The 19555-nt window shown below is 54.1% G+C and carries 17 protein-coding genes; 2 read left to right on the top strand and 15 right to left on the bottom strand.

Translation table 11 applies throughout. The features are described 5' to 3' along the window. Window positions 1-45 precede the first annotated feature (45 nt). Window positions 46-2196, bottom strand: coding sequence for a 3-hydroxyacyl-CoA dehydrogenase NAD-binding domain-containing protein (locus HBA55_RS22655; RefSeq protein ID WP_166996113.1), 2151 nt, complete (start codon window positions 2194-2196; stop codon window positions 46-48). Between the two features lies 1 nt (window position 2197). Beyond that, window positions 2198-3406: an acetyl-CoA C-acetyltransferase gene (locus HBA55_RS22650; RefSeq protein WP_166996112.1), complete on the bottom strand. Its 1209-nt coding sequence runs from the start codon at window positions 3404-3406 to the stop codon at window positions 2198-2200. Window positions 3407-3559: 153 nt separating this feature from the next. On the opposite strand from HBA55_RS22650, the gene HBA55_RS22645 reads away from it, so the two are divergent. Continuing rightward, complete coding sequence (locus HBA55_RS22645; protein ID WP_166996111.1) at window positions 3560-4588, top strand: AraC family transcriptional regulator; 1029 nt, start codon at window positions 3560-3562, stop codon at window positions 4586-4588. A 53-nt stretch (window positions 4589-4641) separates the two neighbouring features. Here the strand turns inward: HBA55_RS22645 and HBA55_RS22640 are convergent, their stop codons facing one another. From HBA55_RS22640 to HBA55_RS22585, 12 genes are all read right to left on the bottom strand, one after another. Next, entirely contained in the window at window positions 4642-5583 is a 942-nt protein-coding gene (locus HBA55_RS22640) for an alpha/beta hydrolase (RefSeq protein ID WP_166996110.1), read from the bottom strand. Between the two features lie 35 nt (window positions 5584-5618). Continuing rightward, the gene (locus HBA55_RS22635; RefSeq protein ID WP_166996109.1) at window positions 5619-6038 is read right to left on the bottom strand and encodes a VOC family protein; all 420 of its coding nucleotides are present in this window, start codon (window positions 6036-6038) and stop codon (window positions 5619-5621) included. An 18-nt stretch (window positions 6039-6056) separates the two neighbouring features. Beyond that, window positions 6057-6848, bottom strand: coding sequence for an alpha/beta fold hydrolase (locus tag HBA55_RS22630; protein WP_166996108.1), 792 nt, complete (start codon window positions 6846-6848; stop codon window positions 6057-6059). Between the two features lie 136 nt (window positions 6849-6984). After that, on the bottom strand, window positions 6985-7611 hold the full coding sequence (locus HBA55_RS22625) for a hypothetical protein (protein ID WP_166996107.1): 627 nt from the start codon (window positions 7609-7611) through the stop codon (window positions 6985-6987). Between the two features lie 34 nt (window positions 7612-7645). Further along, a complete protein-coding gene (locus HBA55_RS22620) occupies window positions 7646-8272 on the bottom strand; it encodes a hypothetical protein (RefSeq protein WP_166996106.1) in 627 nt (208 codons plus the stop codon). Window positions 8273-8295: 23 nt separating this feature from the next. After that, entirely contained in the window at window positions 8296-9477 is a 1182-nt protein-coding gene (locus tag HBA55_RS22615) for a lipid-transfer protein (RefSeq protein WP_166996105.1), read from the bottom strand. Between the two features lie 56 nt (window positions 9478-9533). Continuing rightward, window positions 9534-10403, bottom strand: a complete 870-nt coding sequence (locus tag HBA55_RS22610) for a MaoC/PaaZ C-terminal domain-containing protein (protein ID WP_166996104.1) — start codon at window positions 10401-10403, stop codon at window positions 9534-9536. A 29-nt stretch (window positions 10404-10432) separates the two neighbouring features. After that, the gene (locus tag HBA55_RS22605) at window positions 10433-11905 is read right to left on the bottom strand and encodes a carboxylesterase/lipase family protein (RefSeq protein ID WP_166996103.1); all 1473 of its coding nucleotides are present in this window, start codon (window positions 11903-11905) and stop codon (window positions 10433-10435) included. A gap of 16 nt (window positions 11906-11921) precedes the next feature. After that, the gene (locus HBA55_RS22600; protein WP_166996102.1) at window positions 11922-13370 is read right to left on the bottom strand and encodes an AMP-binding protein; all 1449 of its coding nucleotides are present in this window, start codon (window positions 13368-13370) and stop codon (window positions 11922-11924) included. A gap of 80 nt (window positions 13371-13450) precedes the next feature. Continuing rightward, the gene (locus HBA55_RS22595; protein ID WP_166996101.1) at window positions 13451-15664 is read right to left on the bottom strand and encodes a TonB-dependent receptor; all 2214 of its coding nucleotides are present in this window, start codon (window positions 15662-15664) and stop codon (window positions 13451-13453) included. 214 nt (window positions 15665-15878) lie between these two features. Further along, complete coding sequence (locus HBA55_RS22590; protein WP_166996100.1) at window positions 15879-16889, bottom strand: helix-turn-helix domain-containing protein; 1011 nt, start codon at window positions 16887-16889, stop codon at window positions 15879-15881. A 265-nt stretch (window positions 16890-17154) separates the two neighbouring features. After that, complete coding sequence (locus tag HBA55_RS22585) at window positions 17155-17427, bottom strand: carboxymuconolactone decarboxylase family protein (protein WP_166996099.1); 273 nt, start codon at window positions 17425-17427, stop codon at window positions 17155-17157. A 315-nt stretch (window positions 17428-17742) separates the two neighbouring features. Here HBA55_RS22585 and HBA55_RS22580 point away from each other — a divergent pair, with 315 nt between their 5' ends. After that, window positions 17743-18288, top strand: coding sequence for an IS110 family RNA-guided transposase (locus HBA55_RS22580; RefSeq protein WP_420821509.1), 546 nt, complete (start codon window positions 17743-17745; stop codon window positions 18286-18288). A gap of 388 nt (window positions 18289-18676) precedes the next feature. On the opposite strand, the gene folD is transcribed toward HBA55_RS22580, so the two are convergent. Then, window positions 18677-19555 (bottom strand): bifunctional methylenetetrahydrofolate dehydrogenase/methenyltetrahydrofolate cyclohydrolase FolD (folD, locus tag HBA55_RS22575; protein ID WP_166996097.1); only part of this gene is annotated, 879 nt, incomplete at its 5' end.

Raw genomic sequence — 19555 nt, 5'->3', positions numbered from 1 at the left:
CCTAACAGATCGGAGGTGGAAGCTGTCACCTCCGTCCCCATCGTTTTATTCGAACAACTCGCCAGCCGCCAACTTCTCGGCAACGATAGACGGTGCCCTGTAGCGCTCTCCGTACTTGTCTGCCAGTTCGTCACAGCGGTCAATAAATTTCTGCAGACCATAGGTGTTAACAAATTGAAGGTAACCACCTGTCCAAGCCGGCGCACCAATACCTAGTAGAGACCCCACATTGCCATCGGCAACTGAGCGCAATACGCCTTCTTGCAGGCATCGCAGGCTTTCAATCACGCTGCTGAACAACAGGCGATCCTTGATGTCTTCGTCGCTGATATCGAGTTCCGGCTTATAGTAGAGTTCAAGCAGTTTCGGCCAGATGGTTTTTCCGTCTTTGGAGTAGTCGTAGTAGCCACCATCGCCGTGGTAACGTCCACCGCGGTTAAGCTCCTTCACCAGAGTGTCGAGCAATTTGGTTGCCATCGGCCGGTTATCGTCTTCCACCGATACCAGCCCCTGTGCCACCTGCGCATCCTTGATCCTGACACCCAACTGCAGGCTGACCTCATCGTTGACAGTGACAGGCCCAACAGGCATGCCAATGGCCTTGCCCAGATTGTCGATACGAACCGGGTGGATGCCCTCGGCGATCATCTGTGCCGACTCCATCAGCTGCTGACCGAAGGTACGGGAAGTAAAGAACCCCAGGCTGTCGTTAACCACGATCGGCACTTTGCGGATTTGCTGCACATAGTCAAACGCCTTCGCCAGGGTATCATCGCTAGTGTTGTCACCGCAGATAATCTCCACCAGCGGCATCTTTTCAACCGGGGAGAAAAAATGGATACCAATAAAGTTCTGTGGCCTGGTGCTGGCCTGGGCCAATTGAGTGATCGGCAAGGTCGAGGTATTGGTGCCCCAGACGCCGCCCTCAACCAGACAGTTTTCAGTGTTGCTGGTGATCTTGTTTTTCAGATCCATGTCTTCGAACACGGCTTCAATCACCAGGTCACAACCCTCCAGGTCCGCGTCCTTGTCGGTTGCCTTGATCAGGCCAAGTACCGCGTCCTTTTTTGCTTCGTCCGCGCGGCCGCGGGCAATGGCTTTGTCCAGCAGTGCGGCGGTATAGGCTTTGCCCTTCTCGGCCGCCTGTAGAGAAACATCTTTTAACACCACCTCAATGCCCGCCATGGCCGAGACGTTGGCAATGCCCTGCCCCATCATGCCGGCACCAATGACCCCGACTTTTCTGGTGGGATTTTTAGCCACGCCCTCGGGGCGACTCGCACCATTGTTGACCCGGTTCATCTGAAAGAAGAACGCTGTCATCATGTTCTTGGCTATGTCGCTAGTGGCCAGGCGGGCAAAATTGCGAGATTCAATGCGCAATGCGCTATCAAAGTCGACGGTGATGGCCTCGTAGGCGGTCTCAAGAATACGCTGGGGAGCCGGCAGCAAGCCACGGGTTTTCTGCATCAGTACCTGTGGCGCCATCATTACCGCCTGGGAGACCCGAGGGTTCTTGCTGTTACCACCGGGAATTTTGAAGCCTTTTTGATCCCAGGGCTGGGTGAACGCAGCTTCGTCGTTTTTGTTTTCGAGTATCCAAGCCTTGGCTCGCGGCAGCAGCTTGTCCACACTGACAACCGTCTCATCGATCAGACCTTGCGCCAGTGCCTTCTTTGCAGTGACTTTTTTACCTTCCATCAGGTACGGCAAGGCCTTTTCGAAACCCAACAGATTGATCAGACGAACAACACCACCCGCACCTGGCAATAGCCCCAAGCCCACCTCAGGCAGCCCCACCAGCACGGGTTTATCATCCAGAGCGACACGGTAGTTACAGGCCAGGCACAGCTCATAGCCACCACCAAGCGCGGCGCCCTTGATGGCGGAGACCACTGGAACCGGCAGTTTCTCCAGACGTCGGAAGAATTGCTTGGAGGTTTCCACATGTGTGAATACCGCCTCAGCGGCATCCGCGCTGATTTTCACCAGATCGTTAATATCACCACCGGCGAAAAATGTGTCCTTGGCTGAGCAGAAAACGACACCTGCCAGCCCGGATTCGGCTTCCAGTTTTTCCAAGGTGCTGCCCATGGCGTCAGCGTACTCGGCGTTCATGGCATTGACCGGGCCGGTCATGTCCATGGTAATCGTGACAATACCGTCGCTGTCTTTTTCGTAGTTGAATACACTCATCTTAGATTCTCTCAATAATGGTGGAGATACCCATACCACCGCCCACGCACAGGGACAGCATGGCTCGCTTAAGACCACGACGCTCAAGTTCATCGAGCATGATGCTCACCAGCATGCCGCCGGTCGCGCCCAACGGATGGCCGAGGGCGATGGCGCCACCGACAACGTTGGTGACTTCGGTATCGATGCCCAAGTCGTCCATATAGCGCAATACCACTGAGGCAAAGGCTTCGTTGATTTCCCACAGATCGATATCGCTCTTTTTCATACCGGCGATCTTCAGGCACTTTTCAGCCGCGGGCCCCGGCCCCACCAGCATGATGGACGGATCGGTGGACAGTACGGCACCGGCGACGATACGACCGCGCGGGGTCAGGCCCAGGTCCTTGCCCGCCTGTTCGCTGCCGATCAGCACCGCACTGGCGCCGTCAACGATGCCGGAGGAATTACCCGGTGTGTGCACGTGGTTAATGCGCTCCACCTGTGGGTATTTGGGCAGGATCATATCGTCCATACCGGTAGCGCCCATAGCCTCGAAGGAGGGTTTGAGTTTGCCCAGTACTTCCATGGTGGTATTGGGCTTGAGGAAATCATCCTTTTCCAGAATGGTAATGCCACTGCGGTCCTTTACCGGCACTACGGACTTGTCGAAATATCCATTCTGTTGGGCGTGAGCCGCGCGCTGCTGTGACAACAGGGCAAAACCATCCACGTCCTCGCGATCCCAACCGCCCAGGGTGGCGATCAGGTCGGCACCAATACCCTGGGGAGCAATGCGCTGCGCCATCACAAACTCGGGATCGCCCAACAGAGCGCCCCCGGCTGAGCCCATGGGTACCCGGGACATGGACTCAACGCCGCCCGCCACCATCAACTGATTCCAACCGGACATAATGTTTTGTGCCGCTGAGTTCACTGCCTCCAGACCCGATGCACAAAAACGGTCAATCTGTGCAGCGGCGATGCTCTCGTCCCAGCCCGCGTGCTGGACGATGGCTTTGGACACCACCGCCCCCTGCTCACCGACGGGACTGTTACAACCGAGCATGACGTCATCCACATAGGCGGTGTCAAATTGATGGCGGCGCTGGAGTTCACGCAGCAGACCGGCTCCCAACTCAATCGGTTTGACTTCATGCAGAGTCCCATCTTTTTTACCCTTACTCCGCGGAGTACGGATAGCATCGTAAATATACGCTTGGTGTGTCATGGCAACCTCGTTTGGCTGGACCGAAACCGGCCCGTTGGCGATAAAAGCAGTGTTTCATTCTTACACCGGCCCAAGTGCGGTACAATGACCGCCACTGGCAGCAAAAATAGGCAGTAATTAACAATCCACGACAGTACTGATGAGGAATCCGATTTGAGTACGGCCGAGAAAATCAGCGTATGTGCGATGATCGTGGTGCATTCTCTGGAAGGCATGAGGCAGGCGGGTCATGATATCCCCAGCCTGCTCAAGCGATGTGATATTTCGGAAAAGCAACTGAAAAAACCGAAGGCGCGCGTCCCTGTTGAAAAAGTGGTTAAGCTGGCAAGGCTGTGTTCATACCAGGCCAAAGACGAGCTCAATTGTTCCCTGGAGCGTCCTTTCCTGCTCGGGCACTTTCGTATCGTGGCGCTGTCGCTGTTGCAGACACGGACATTGGGATGCGCCCTGCAGCGACTGACAGAGATTTACAATTTATTTGACAACAGCTTTCGCTATTCGATGAATATCGGTGCCAATCAGGTTGAATTCAGAATTGAACGTATAGCGGGGCACCGAATCGTAAACGATCACGCCATCGACTCCGCGTTGCTGGTGGCTCATCGAGTTGTGGGCTGGTTATGCAACGAGCGAATCATTCTGAACCAGGTCACCCTCGACTTTCCACCCCCCGATTACAGGGCAGAATACCGGCATATTTACTATGGTGCGCCTGTCCTGTTCAAGCAGCCCCACAATGCCTTCTTCTTTGACACCAGTTATCTGGATCACCCCATCGTTCAGAACGAGGCCAGCACGGAAAGTTATGCTCGTCGCGCACCGCTGGACCTGTACCTGCCGATGGATGCCGGGGGTGTTCTCACGCAGACGGTCAGGACGCTGATCAAACAGGCTTTTGCCAGGCACAATGCGCCGCCGGAATTCGAGCAGATTGCGACCCAAATGAAATACAAGCCCCACACGCTCAGACGCCGCCTGGGCGAAGAAGGCACGAGCTTTCACACCATCAAATCGCAAGTAAGGCGTGATATTGCTATCCATCACCTGGGCGACCCGGAAACCAGCATTGAACAGATTGCCGTCTATGCCGGCTACGCCGAACCCAGCGCGTTTATCCGGGCCTTTAAGAGCTGGACCGGTTTTACGCCGCTTCAGTTTCGCAAGGGATTGGAAATTGAATAAGCTTCCAAACTGATAAAGCAAACAATACGAGAGCAATCGCCGACGAATTGTTGTTACCGACCTTTGCTGAACGCGTACCTCAGAACACCCGCCGCCTGGTAAATCATCATCAGGCCTTCATCGATAATGCCACCCATACCTGAGAACCCATGGATCTGGCCCTCATAGCAGATATAAGTCGTGGGAACCCCGGCGTTACGCAGGCGGATCGCATAGGCCCTGGCCTCATCCACCAGAGGATCAAGTTCTGCGGTAGTGATATAGGCCGGAGCAAGACCGCTCACATCGGGCGCACGCAAGGGTGAAGCACGCAGCGCCCATTCCTGATCGCCAAACAGAATATCGGAACCAAAGCGCAGTGAATCTCGGTCGACCAGATAATCCATCTGCTGCACGGAAGGTGTTTCGGACATATGATCCAGCAAGGGTACGTCCAGCCACTGGAGCACCGGCTGGGGAATACCGTCGGCCTTGGCATCCTGGCAAACGGTGGCTGCAATATTGCCGGCCGAACTGCCTCCGCCCACAGCAATGCGTCGGACGTCGCCATTGATTTCTCCGGCGTGCCGAAGCAGCCATTTGTAAACCGCATAGCAGTCATCAAAGGCGGCCGGATAGCGATTCTCCGGGGGCAGCCTGTGTTCGGGAATGATCATGATGCAGTTGGCTTCTGTTGCCAACACGTGGGGGGTACCGCCAAACTCGTAAGCGGTTTTGTGAGCAAAGGTACCACCGATAAAGTACAACAATACGGGCATGGGAGCCGTAGGCTCCCGTGGTACGATCATTCGGCAACGAATGTCTCCCTCCGGACCAGGCACGAAAATATATTCGTCCTTGTAGACGTCTCGATTGGCCGGCCCGAGTTCAGCAAACAACTTTGACGCGGATTCGCGAATTTCCTCGATGCTGTGCTCCGAGACTTCATCCAGACCTCGCTGCCCCAGTTGGTCAATAACAACTTGCGTTTGGGGATTGATATAAACATGCTTCATCGTCTTGTACCCTTGTTATCTGACTGATTTGGTACTCAGCTGATTGTTTGATCTTGCTTGAATTCGATAAAATTGCCATCGGGGTCCTGAATCACAAATACCGATACCGTGGGACTGATCTCTGTTTTCGGCGCCGCAAAAGTCGCCCCGGCATCTTGACAGCGCTGGATTGCGTCATCCAGGCTGGACACATACAGAGTAAGATAACGTAAACCCGATATCTGAAACAGTGAATCGATCGAGTCGGCAACCGGTGGCGGTTTGATATCAGTGTCCGGGACGACAATTTTAATCACGCTTTCACCCCACACAAATTTGTGGGTGGTTACGCCAGGCATGGTGACGCCGGGCGCTTCCTCCAGGCCAAGCTTTTCGCGGTAGAAGTGCAACATCGGTTCCGGATTAGCCGTAACCAGCCCCACATCGACGGCCTGTTTCGAGAGTTTGAATGACATAAGCTTTAACTTGTAGAATTACAGCGCTGACCGTTGGCGGATATAACCACTGATGGCGGCCGCAGCACCAGCGCAATGCAGCATTGCCTCAAGGTGATCCCCCTCGGAGGAGAAAAATGGAATCCCATTGCGCCGCGCGAATTCCAGCATCGGGTCGTGATAGGGATCATCATAGCCGACCCAAAACAGCACTGGCTTTTTGATCACTGCGAGCGCCTCTGCCTGCCCATCCAGATCGTTGATGGCATTGATCGCTGGTCGAAGCGCAGCCTCTTGCTCCGGGGTAAATTCCGGTGCCAACTCAGGAGGGGCCTCTTCTCTTGCCAGTCGTACCAGGTCCTCAAAACGGATTTCGGTAAGTCCAAAATTTGGTGCGCTGCGGTACATGCCTTCTTCCACATCCCAGCCACCGACCACCAGACCCGCACAACGCTCAGGGAAATATTTAGCGATACCTGCGACGGTCCAGCCGCCCATGGAATAGCCCATATACCAGGCTTCGGACTTCCCCAGGTCATCCACCACCGCGACCAGATCCGCGGCCCGCTCTTTCAAGGTGTAGAGTGCCGGATCAGAGGGTTTACCACTGAGACCGTGACCGAGAGAATCCGGCAGGGCGATGGTGAAGTGTCCTTCAAAGGCCTTCACAAACTCCGGGGCGATAAAATTCATTGCACCATCGCCAAGTCCACCGTGAGCCATAACGATCAATGGCCCTTCACCTCGCACCAGATAGTGAATATCCTGACCGCGACGATTTGTGGTGCAGCTTTTCCAACCCTCAGGGGTATTTGTATTCTCGATATTCATCTCTCTTCCTATTACAATATTTTCCGTGTCTCGAACCTTCAGTCTATCGCTCACGGCTTTTCCAAACTTCTGATGCAGGACAGAATAGTGTTATCCCTGGCTATACAAATGGTGGTGATAATATTGGCGAGTTCTCCTAAACATCCCCGACGCCAAGGGAACGGTTCCCCTCGGAATCTGTTGTTTCTCCAAAAGGCTTGACTCTGCCACCTTCTTTGGCAGCGGCTTTGTCTTGATTCAATCGCTTCCAGTTGTAGTTGCCATCATCAACCTTGGAAAATCTTCGGCATAGCACAAACAACCCCCACAGATTAATCAGGATACAGAGCCCTAACACCTCTGGTCTGATCAGGTCACGAAACCAGACAAACGCCGCAATTTGCAGATACACCTCCGGCGCGATAAACATGCCGGCGATCATACGCCTGCCTGGGGGTATCAGACTGAAGATCATGGCATTCAGCATCGCCAGGGTCACGAACATGTATTCAAGTTCGAAGCGATTGATTTTACCTTCCAGCAGAGCATTAAGCGCCACGAGTCCCAACAACATGGCGAGCGCGGCGTTACTCTTATTGCCTTTAATGTCGATGTACCAGGCATACAGGTTCAGGCGATCATCGACAAACACCCACGAAGGTGTTTTTCGGTAAAAATCATCGCAGATCTTGTACAGCCCCGTCCCCAAATAAATAATCACCTCTACCCATAAAACAATAAGCAGCTGATTTGTCAGGGGGATGAACTCTGTTGCTGTCAGCATATTGAAACCTCGCGAACGTTTGTCGACCTGTGGCCTATACCCTGCTGGTACCAGGAACCTCGTCCAGTTTTCTATCTATCGTATTGCGGAAAGGATCATGGTTTGCCTCCTGTTTGATGACCACTTTATCATCATTAAACCGCTTGAAGTTATACACACCTTTTTCAGCCATCGTAATCCTCCTGACCAAAACAAAGATCCCCCAGGCATTAAATAGCACACAAAGGCCGATAACCTCAGGTCTGATCAAGTCGCTGAACAAGACAAACATCGAAATCTGCAGATAAAATTCAGGTGCGATCAGACACATAGGTACCGCACGTTTATCCGGTGGAATAAGTCCGAAAATCATGCCATTGAGCATTGCCAGGCTGAGAAAGATCAGTTCAATTTCAAAGCGGGTCACCTTTTGCTCCAAAACCCCATTCAATGCGACAAGACCCAACATCATCGCAAGCACGGCATGGCTTTTGTGGCCCTTGGTGTCTGCATACCAGGCATAGAGGTTCAGGCGCTTGTTTCTAAACACCCAGCCCGGAGTCTTGCGAAAAAAATCATCGAAGATCTCAAACAGCCCAGTGCCCAAATAAATGATTGCTTCGATCCACAGCACAATCAAAAGCGTTGTCGTTACCGGGTAGAACTCTGTCGCGGTCAACATGCTGAAACCTCTCTCTAACGGGTTTAAGAGCGTTGGTAAATCGTCACGACACCCGCGCCGGGCACACCGATATTGTGCTGCAGCGCCACGCGCGCATTCTCCACCTGTCGGTCGCCAGCCGTGCCACGCAGATGCGTCACCAACTCAAAACACTGGGCCAGACCGGTAGCGCCAATGGGATGCCCTTTGGACATCAAACCGCCGGAGGGATTAACCACCACTCGACCGCCGTAGGTGTTGTCGCCATCGTCAACGAACCGCATGGCTTCACCTTCGCCACAGAGTCCCAGGCTTTCGTAGCTGATCACTTCGTTGGGCGTAAAACAGTCGTGCAGCTCAACCACGTCCACATCCTCCGGCCCCAGCCCCGCCTGCTCGTAGGCGGTTAGTGCCGCTCGACGCACATAGTCATACCCCACCACATTGCAGGCGCTTTCGGTCAGGGTCTCGTTGTCGGTGCCCATGCCCTGACCCGCAACAAAAACCTCCGTGTTACAACCGTGCTTTTTGGCAAAGTCTTCGCTCACAAAGACCGCCGCTGCGGCACCACAGGTTGGCGGGCAACACATAAAACGTGTCAGGAAACCTCCGAACACCACCGGCGAGGCCATCACCTCTTCAACCGTCAACGGATCGGTAAACAGCGCATAGGGATTTCGACCCGCGTGGCGCCGGGTTTTGACCGCCACCTTGGCAAACAGGTCCGCCTTGGCATCGTAGCGCTGCATATACTCTTCGCCGGCGCAACCAAATAACATGGCGGCTGGTGGCCCTTCAGCCGGCAGTGGACGAATATCGTTCAAGGCCTTAAAGATATCAGTTGCGGCGAACGTACGGTCATCCCAGTGACTGCCTAGGGCTCCTGTCTGCATTTGTTCGAAACCGTAGGCCAGTGCGCAATCCACCATACCTGACTCCACCGCCTGTCTTGCCAGAAAAATCGCAGACGAGCCGGAAGAACAGTTATTGTTGACATTGAAAATGGGAATGCCAGGCAAGCCCAGTTCGTACAGCACCTTCTGGCCACAGGCGCTGTCTCCATAGATGTAGCTGGCATAAGCCTGCTGGACATCACCCAGTTGTATGCCTGCATCCTCAATGGCGAGTTTGACTGACTGGCTGCCCATGACCTCGTAGGGATCGTGGGCGCCGGGTTTCTTGAACTTGCCCATGCCGATACCGGCAACGTAGACCTTGCGACTCATCAAATTTACCTCTTAAAATTGTGTGAAGAATTACGGCTATCAAATATTTGTTGTGATCATTTACCAGCAGTCAGACAAACGAAACCGTTGCTGATCGCAACCCCGCCCTCTTCTGACTTAACCTGAAAGGAGACGACGTTCCCGTGTTTAATTGCCTGTAGTGTCAATATCGATGGCATATAAACCATGCCCGTAAACCGCCCGCCAAGACGGGTCACTCGGGTCGGGTCGGCGTCGGCAAACTCATCGATAATGGACGAAACTGCCATGGACAGGGTCGCCGTGCCATGAAGAATCAGATCGGGCAAACCCGAAGCCAAGGCTACGGCTTTGTCGGTGTGAATTGGATTCCAGATGTTGGTGCATTCGGTGTAAACATGGGCGGCGCCCGCCGACACGGCTATGGTTTTTTCAATACCGTCCATTGAGGGGTCACAGAACTGCGGCCAGGGGGGAATCTCTTCGCTGCTGGTTGTTTCACCGATGATATCCACACCCCGAAACACACCGCTTTGATAGGTTCGCAACACCAATTCACCGGTGTTGGCATCCAACGTATCCAGGCGCGAAACCGCCAGTGCACCCGGCTTGATGGGATCCAAAGCAGCCATGGTCGAATGGGTCTGCAACCGATCACCGGCCTTTATGGGGCGCAAAAAATGAATATCATGAGCGGCATGTACAGCGCGCAGCCGTTCCTCCGCGGTAAACTCCTCCATACCCGCAACCTCGGCCTGATTGGACACCAGAGGCCACTCCAGGCAGACCGAGTACATGGGGTGTGCCAATACCGTCATCTTGTCAGTATCAAAGTAGCAGGGATTGAAATCGCTGATACCGGCGGCGTAAGCCATCAACTCCCGAGCGTCGACTCGATGCTCTACGGGCTCGGCACTTTTTCCAACAAGGTTTGAGTTTATCGGCAAAATTTATCTCCTTGTTATTTGTCGCTGCTTCAACAACCGTAGGCCTTTCTCGCGTCTTCGCCATCCGGGTCGCTCACAACATTCGGCTGACGATCAAACACGAGGCAGCTGCGATTGCCGGCGTCGTAAGCCGGCCAGACGGGAAGTCCTTCGCCATTGGGGCTTGCACTGCGTACAAATGCAACCAGCACAGATCCCCAGAGTTTGGCCAGCGCCCGGTTTTCTTCGGTGTTTTCGTGAAACGCCGTCAAATTACAGGATTCCAGCTCGAACATGTTGAAGGTAAAAGCGATCTCACAGCCATGGGTAATACCCATGGGATTATCCGTGGGCACCTCGAAGTTATACACCCAGCCGCCCGCTCCCGCCTTTGTCGCCGCTTCAGCATTGTTCAACACCGCCGAACGAAAACAATCGTTCCAGATCTTCTCCGATTTATCGACATCTGTTGCGCCTTCGGTCTGCCTGTCTAGATAAGCGAGATAATCCTGAGGGTCAGTTTGATTGATCAGGGGAACAAAGATGCTCTTCGGGAACTCTGAAGAACCGGGTTCATCACCCCACAGGTATTTGAGGTAAGTCGCCTCTTCCTTGTTGGTTCCGGACAACAGTGGAGGTCCATCGGGTCCCTTGCTGACAATGGCGTCGCGGGGAGATCGGGTAATAATAGTACCGTCAACCGTCTTCGATTTGTCAGCCGTTTGTTCCAGGGGCACAATCACTTCCTGGAAATGCGCAAACAGGTCTGCTGGCGGTATATCCAGCAGTTGCGATTCCAGATCGCTGGTGATATCCAGATGTTCGGCCAGCACTTTGGCCGCATTGATCGGCGTCATCTTACCCGGCTCGATATCACCGGGGCTGAAGGCGATGGAGCTGTGGAACAGACCTTCCGCAGCCGGAGCCCCCTGTAAGGCCAACACCGAACCGCCACCACCGCTTTCGCCCCAGATGCTGACACAATCGGGATCACCGCCATAATCGGCGATATTGTCACGTATCCAGCGAAGCGCCGTTATCTGGTCTTCGAAACCGCGACTGATCGTGCCTGCATACTCCTCACCCAGCGCGCTGAAATCGCAGAAACCGAAAATACCCAATCGATAGTTGATGGCGACAACAACACAGTCCTGCTGTCGTGCCAATATGCTGCCATCGTATTCATTGGCGCTGCCCTGAATCAGTCCGCCGCCATGAATCCAGCAGACCACCGGGCGCTTTTTGTCATCCGCTGCGGGTGTATGCACATTCAAGTAGAGACAATCTTCCGACAGCTCGCCCGGAATTTCCCCCTCGATCAAGTCTTCGGGATAAGGGGGTTGCACACATCGATTGGGGTAGCGGGTGGCATCAAATGTACCCTGCCAGGCAGGAGCCGGCCGGGCGGACTTCCAGCGCAGATTGCCAACCGGCGCAGCGGCGTAGGGTAAGCCCAGAAAGTTCTGGACATTGTTTTTTTCGATGCCCTTGACTGATCCAAGACGAGTATTGATCAGTGTCATTTTTTACGCCCCTGAGTTAATTGATTCGCGCTTCACGCAGTGCCTTTCGACGAACCTTGCCGGCATCATCGCGCAACGGCTCGCTGACGAACTCGATAGAGCGGGGGTGCTTATAGCGCACCAAATGGTCAGCCAGGAAGGTCAACATATCGTCCTCGGTAATGGCAGCGTCGGGGGCATCGACAATAGCGTGCACCACATTGCCCAGATCTTCGTGAGGCAAACCGATCACCGCTGAAGAGCGAACCCCTGGAAATTGATCGATTGCCGCTTCGACTTCGGCGGGATAGATATTGGATCCGCCACAGATAATCATGTCGGTACGGCGGTCGGCCAGATACAGGTAGCCATCTTCGTCCAGATAGCCCATATCCCCGAGGCTGTCCCAGCCCCCTTCGATCTCTTTGCTTTCCGCGCCTATGTATTCATAGCTGGAACCCGCGTTTTCCTTGAAGCGCATATAGATCTCACCGATGTCACCCGGGGGCAGTTGCTGACCGCTGTCACCGAGGATTTGAATCTCCGTCCCCTCAATGGCTTTGCCCACCGATCCTCGGTGCTGCAGCCACTCCTCGCCAGTGATGGTGGTACCGCCCTGGCCTTCCGCCCCACCATAGAGTTCCCAGACTACCTGGGGGCCGAGCCATTCGATAAAGGCTTCTTTCAGCCAGGCGGGACAAGGAGCCGCCATATGTATCGCTGACTTCAGCGAGGACAGGTCGTACTTCAGGCGCAACTCATCTGGCAGGTTCCAGATGCGCTGCATCATGGTGGGCACCATGTACATATTTTCAATGCGATTTTCTTCGATCAACTGCAGTGTAGTTTCGGCATCAAAACGAGTCACAATAACCGTGCGGTTACCCTGGCACAGGGCACATAACGCCCACATAAACGGCCCGTTGTGATAGAGCGGCCCCGGCACCAACACGGATGACTGATGAGGGATCATAAAATAGGTGAAATCCAGATCCCAAACCGCCGGCTGCGGCATCACAATCAGTTTCGGGCGCCCTGTGCTGCCGCCGGATGTCACCGCCTTGATATTTTTTGACGTTCTTTCTTGCAGCGGTTCAGTGGAATAGTTTTCGTATTGACTGAATTGTGCCGCAATGGAGGGAAAACGTGCATCGGCGTCCACGGCACCCACCACCAGACTCGGGTTTGCCAACTCAATGATGGCGTCGCGCTCGATCTTTGGCAGCTTGGCGGAAATGGGTTGTGGTGTGGCACCCAGCTTCCAGATGGCAAAGCATGCGGCGATAAATTCGATGCCGTTGGGAAGCGCAATGGTGACAAAGTCATCCTGCTTTACACCCAGGTCTTCGTAGGCGCGGGCCAGCTGGTTGGTTCTCTCCTCCAGCGCCAACCAGGTAATTGTGTCGCCCTCGTGAACAATGGCAACCTGGTTGGGTTGAATCTCCACCCAGTGAGCCAGGATGCGGGAAAATGAGATAACAGACATGGTATTGACCTTTTGCATGCGAAAAAAAAGGCAGCGGACCCGTATCAGCATTGGTCTCGCTGCCCTGACTACCATAAAGGCTAGAACTTGTAGTTGACTTCAACTCCGTAGGTGGCCGGGCGCATCCGCACGGGATCCACGCCAAATTGAATCAGCGCGGCCAACTGTGAGACCTCCGGATTCTGGTCGGTTATGTTTTCACCGGTGAGAAAGACCGACCAATGTTCTGCTACTACTCCCACACGGGCATTAACCAATGTGAAAGCATCCGATGTGTAGGTCAGATCCGGCGGAGAATAGTCCGAGCGCTCGTCGGTGTAGGTGGCTCCCAGGAAAGCGACTCCTTCAAACTCACCCACGGGCCAGTGATAGGATGCTGACGCCGACAAGGTCAACTCGGGCGTCTGCATCATGGTGGCGCCGTCTTCAATGCCGGCACCCGGAATGCTGCCTTCGTACTCCATCTTGCTCCAGTTGCCTGAGGCCGAAAGCACCAGGCCTTCGATCTGGTAGGCCGCCCCGAATTCGAAACCTGTGCCACTGGCTTCATTGCCATTGACCGCCCATCCGGTTGCCCGGTTTTCCGGTGGTGGGGTCACCGCCGTGACAAAGCTTTGAATGCTGTCCCACTGAAGGTGGTAAATCGCAGATTCCAATTGCAGGCGCCCGTTGAGCAGGGTCCACTTGCCGCCAACTTCATAGCTGATGACTTCATCGGGATCCAGCAGACTCGGAAGGTTAACACCGAGGGAGGCGGCATCGGCAATCGCCTGCGGACCTAACAGGCCACCGGCACGAAAGCCCTGGGCAATATTGATGTAGTAGAGGGAATCTTCCACCGGGCGCCAGGCCAGGTTGATTCGCCCGGTCCATTGGTCCCAGGAGCCGTCAACTTTGTATCCGCTCCCATCCAGGGAAATCTCCTCGCGCTCGTCTTCGAAGTAGCGCAACCCCAGAGTCAACTCCCACTGATCGCCGAGTTCATGAACAGATTCACCAAATACGGCCCAGGACTTTGAGGTGAGTTCATGTTCACTGACGGTGTTTTCGTTGACGCCAAATGCGGCCAGGATGGCAAAGTTGGCCGGATCCTGAGCAAACAGTGTGGAGATCGAGACATCGCGATTTTCCATATCGAGATAGATAGCACCAACAGTCCAGTTCCAACTGCCCTCATTGATGGAAGACAGTTTGAATTCCTGCGCGAAGGTATCCAGCTCCTCAAACTCTCTTGCGGAGCGAACACCCACAGCCGGAATTGGCAGGCTGCTGCGGTAGCCGCCATCCAGGTACGAGGTGGTACTGACGAAGGTAAAACTGTCGGTGGCGTAGTCAACCGTGAGCCCATAGAGATCGTTTCGGGTTTCAGCGATCATACTGTCGCTGCCAACCGGCTGTGTCAGCTCCGTGGCCCCCGGCAATCCAAACACGGCGTCGAAGTTGGTAAAGGTGTAATAAGCCTTGAGGTCATCCTCGGCCCAGTTTTCGTGGCCATTGCGATCGGAATGCCAGTAAGACGCGGTAATCGACAACTCCTCGGTAGGCGTCCACAGCAGCTTGACACGGTGAGAAGAATCATCCAGTTCGTTAAAGTCATTCTCCCCCGTCAAAGGCAGATCAATGTATCCCCCGGAATCCACTTGGGCGGCAACAATGCGCATGGCCAGGGTATCTTCAATCAGGGGAATATTGATCGCCCCCTGCACCTTGTGGCTGTCGCTGCCACCGCCAGTAGCCGAGTATCCCGCGGTGAACTTGCCTTCGAACTGGTTCATGATCGGGTCCTGGGTAATGATTCTTACCACACCACCCTGGGAACCCGCCCCGAAAAGTGTACCCTGAGGGCCGCGCAAGACCTCAACGCGGTTGAGGTCGTAGGGATTCATGTCCGGCGCCACATTGGCGGAAATGCGCGTGTAGGGAAGGTCGTCCATGTAGTAGCCCACAACCGCATCGCCAATAATGGCAGACACGCCTCGGATCTGTACGGCGTTACCCACGGCGCTGGATTTTGCCACAGAAACACCCGGGCTCATGGACAAGGCATCCATCACCGAGCCAACGCCCTTGGCTTCCAGATCTTCACCGGTCATGGCGTCCATGCTGATGGAGGTGTCCATCAGGCTGGTACCCTCGGCGCGCCTCAAAGCGGTGACTACAATTTCCTCAAGCAAAAATTCTTCTTCCTGTTGTGACTGCGCACTCGCCGTGTTCGCCGCGATCAGTACAGACAGCAGCGCTAAACCACGCCCGATATTGGCCTGACCGTTACCATCTCTCCGACGGATTGTCATAAGCTACTCCTCAGTAGTTCTACTCTTGTTATAGTTGAAGCCGTTCAGATTGGCTCTTTCAAGGTGAGTTCAGGCTATCGCGGTTGGACGGCGGATTCTTTTGGCAGCGGACAGGAAAATGTTACCTGCGACCATTTTGCAGGCGGGGAAGAGGAAAACGAGCACCAATATAACCAAAAGCTATAATGAAAGAGGCGCAAAGTAGAGAATAGATCTAGCCCGCAGCGGCGGCTATCAACAAACGGCGCTTGTCTCGGGGCGAGACGCCGAAGCGCTTCTTAAAGGCACTGGTGAAGTTGCTAGGGCTGCTGAATCCAGTCTCAAATGCGATCTCCGCAAGCGGTAGCGCTGTCGTATTGAGCAGGCGTTCGGCTTCCCTAAAGCGAGTCTCACGCAGCCATTCCATCACCGTGGCACCGTACTGGCGCTTGAAGCCTGACGTCAGGCGCGTGCGGCTCAAGCCCACCGCGTCGGCCAGCGTATCCAGGGTGTGCTGCTGCCCCGGGCTCGCCTCGATGATCTCTCGAACTTTGGCCAGTTGGCGCTGTTCTCGGGTTACCTGCGGCGGAGCTTCCGACAGGGCTTGCAGAAAATGCAGCAACAACTCATTGGCGAAAAGCGTCAGGTTGCGGTAACGCATACCGCCTGTTTCGGGATGATTCAGCAGCTTGGAGGCGCTGGCTATGGCAGCCATGGGCACGTTGACTTGCTTTAGTTCAAACTGATCAAGCGATCCAGTAAAGAATTCTCTCAGTTGTACCGGTAATTCGTCGCTGGACAACCCCAGCGCACGACTCAGGTAGTCAGCTTGGGCAGAGATGCTGACACTCTTCAGCCCCTTCCCGAGTTGGGAGCCCACGGTGATTTGTGTGCCAGCCGGGACATAGGCCATCGTCTGGACCGGTTGCCTGGCACTGGTCAGCCTTACGCCAGAACCGGGTTCATAAAATTCCCCCTGCAGTTGGACCGCCAGCCCCAGAACCCCAGTGCCGTCCACAGTCACCTCTGTGTCGGCATCCTCGGACAGGTTGGTGACGCTGCAGTAGAGGCCGTCAGACAGCTGAAAAGCCTCAACATAGTTATGAGGCTTGTCCAGCTCCGGGCAAATACGCAGCAGCTTGCCGCCACAGGAGAGTTCGCCATTGAGCAGCACCGTCTCCTCGGGAATCCAGCCCCCCGTGGCCTCGATTATGTCCGTGTTCCTCAGCGGCTGTGTGAGCATCATGATTCAACACCCTGGGCGGAGTCCCGGAATGCGGCGTTTCTATAACCACCTGACTTAGTAATATTTTGCGCCACAGGAGGCCTTCCTATAACCTTTACACGTGATTTTTAAACTAGCCAAATCACTTCGGAAGGTCAAGCTATTCTGAGCGCACGCTATCCTCCTGCCTTATTGTGCCTGCATCAGTAAGAAGCAGGACTCCTGCCATCTCAAAATCTCCCTGCCCCGCTGATTCCAGATATCAACCCTGGTGGTTGCACCGCATCTACAACCCTGACGCGACACCACCAGACGGAAACACCGGCGCCGCGAATTGGTTGTCATACACACATTCGATCAACACTGTATCCTGTTCGTTCCAGCTTACCGCACGGCTTGACTCCAATCTGGTGGCGGCAATCTGTTCCTTGCAAAACCCTGCTGCGCCTAAAAACACAGAAACATGCACACCTGATTCGTATTCACAGTTCTTGTTTGCCGTCACCCGAAGGATAACGATCTCACGTTCGTGGATCGACAGCGGGCTATCTTTATCCAATAGGTTGAATGCCCCCTTCTTGGCCGCAAATCGAACGCTGTTTACGAATACTCTGGGAATAGAGGGAGAATCGGTTGACGTTTAAAGAGTTGCGAAGGTGTTGCAACGACGTTTCTCCCACTGATTTTTGGTATGGATGAAAACTTGCGATGGAGCCTGGCACGCTACCGGCCTCGCAATTCGTCACTGCATGTCTAGTATTCAAATTGGCAGATTTGAATTGAGTGGATGAGAGGTTCAATTATGAATATTGGCGTAATAGGTATCGATTTGGCCAAGAACTCCTTTCAATTACATGGAGTTAATGACAAGAGAATGGCGATCCTCAAGAAACGCATATCTCGTGATAAATTGGAGTGCTATATGGCCAATATGCCGCCATGCACAGTTGTCATGGAATCATGCGGTGGCGCAAACTATTGGGCAAGAGTCTTTTCAAAGTCTTGTCATGACGTAAAGCTAATCAGCCCACAGTTCGTAAAGCCGTTTGTGAAAACAAACAAAAATGACGCTAATGACGCTGAGGCAATTGTCGAAGCCGCGAGCAGATCATCAATGAATTTCGTTCCGGTCAAGCGAATCGACCAACAGGATATACAATCTTTGCATCGAATACGTAGCAGATTAGTTAAAAACCGAACAGCATTAATCAATGAGATACGCGGACTTAATTTGGAATATGGAATTATCATTCCTGTCGACGCAGCAAAAGTTAAGAAGCATCTGTGTTCTATCGTCGCGGATAGACAGAATGAGCTTACTCCATCATCAAGGGAATTCATGCAGGATCTTGGTTCCACTGTCAACAGGAATTTACCCTCCTGCAGTTTGTCAATTGAAAAAAATGCTCCGCTTTTATAAAGGGTTTTTCCTGTTGGATATCGGAAGATATCACTAAGCTCCCCCTATATGAGTTCCAATCTAGCAATCTCATGCATCCTAACCGGCGGGATGTAAAAGCAGAGGTAAAGACCCATGGCTTAGAATGTTATCAACATTATCAAAGCCCTTATATTACAGCGTTAATCGGAGACCCGGAGGGAAAAGTGTGCTTGTTTGGTACCGGAGGCCGGACTTGAAGACCGTTGATTTATAAGGGTTTTTCGGGCCGTGTCGTTGGTTTGTCGCGCGGAGATCATGTCCCCCCATTCACCCAGCAGACCACTTCCCATCGCTTGCTCTTTTTAACAATCGCCTCGCCCCTCCTTGAGTCGCAGCCAATGGAAGCGGACTGCGACAACAAATCACCTCAAATGGAAGCGGGCACATCCACACCATTTTGCAGGCAACTGGCCACCAGTGTGTTACGCAGCAAGCAGGCGATGGTCATGGGTCCCACACCGCCGGGTACAGGCGTGATCCCACCGGCCTCCTCTGCAGCTTCGTTATAGTCAACGTCACCGACCAGGCGGGTCTTGCCATCCTCGGCGTCAATTCGGTTGATGCCCACATCGATCACCGTGGCACCGGGCTTGACCCAGTCGCCCTTGACCATCAGCGGGCGCCCCACCGCCGCAACGATAATGTCCGCCTGCCGACAGATTTCTGCCAGGTTGCGGGTGCGGGAGTGGCACACGGTGACCGTGCAGCTTTCCTGCAACAGCAGCATGGACACCGGCTTGCCGACGATATTGGAGCGCCCGATGACCACCGCGTGTTTGCCGGAAAGGTTGTCGCCCAGATGCTGTTTGGCCAGCATCACACACCCCTGGGGGGTACAGGGCACCAGGGCCCCCTGCTCGCCGTTCATCAGCTTGCCGGAGTTAACCGCGTGGAAGCCGTCCACGTCTTTTTCCGGGGCGATAGCTTCGATGATCGCTGTTTCGTTAATGTGATCAGGCAGCGGCAGTTGCACCAGGATGCCGTTGACGGACGGGTCGGCATTGAGTTCGCCGATTCTTGTCAGCAGCTCGGACTCGCTGGTTTCAGCGGGCAGTTTGAATTCCAGGCTGTTCATGCCCACTTCCAGGGTTTGGCGGCCTTTGTTGCGCACATACACCTGGCTGGCCGGGTCTTCGCCCACCAGCACTACCGCCAGCCCCGGCTGCAGGTTGTGTTGTTGTTTCAATGTGTCTATCGCTGCGGCAATATTATCGCGCAGCTGTTGGGCAGTTGCTTTACCATCAAT

The organism is Pseudomaricurvus alkylphenolicus (genome assembly GCF_011683955.1).
Taxonomy (GTDB): Bacteria; Pseudomonadota; Gammaproteobacteria; order Pseudomonadales; family Cellvibrionaceae; genus Pseudomaricurvus; species Pseudomaricurvus alkylphenolicus.
The sequence above is the reverse complement of the archived record's forward strand: the minus strand, read 5'-3'. Positions and strand labels throughout refer to the sequence as shown.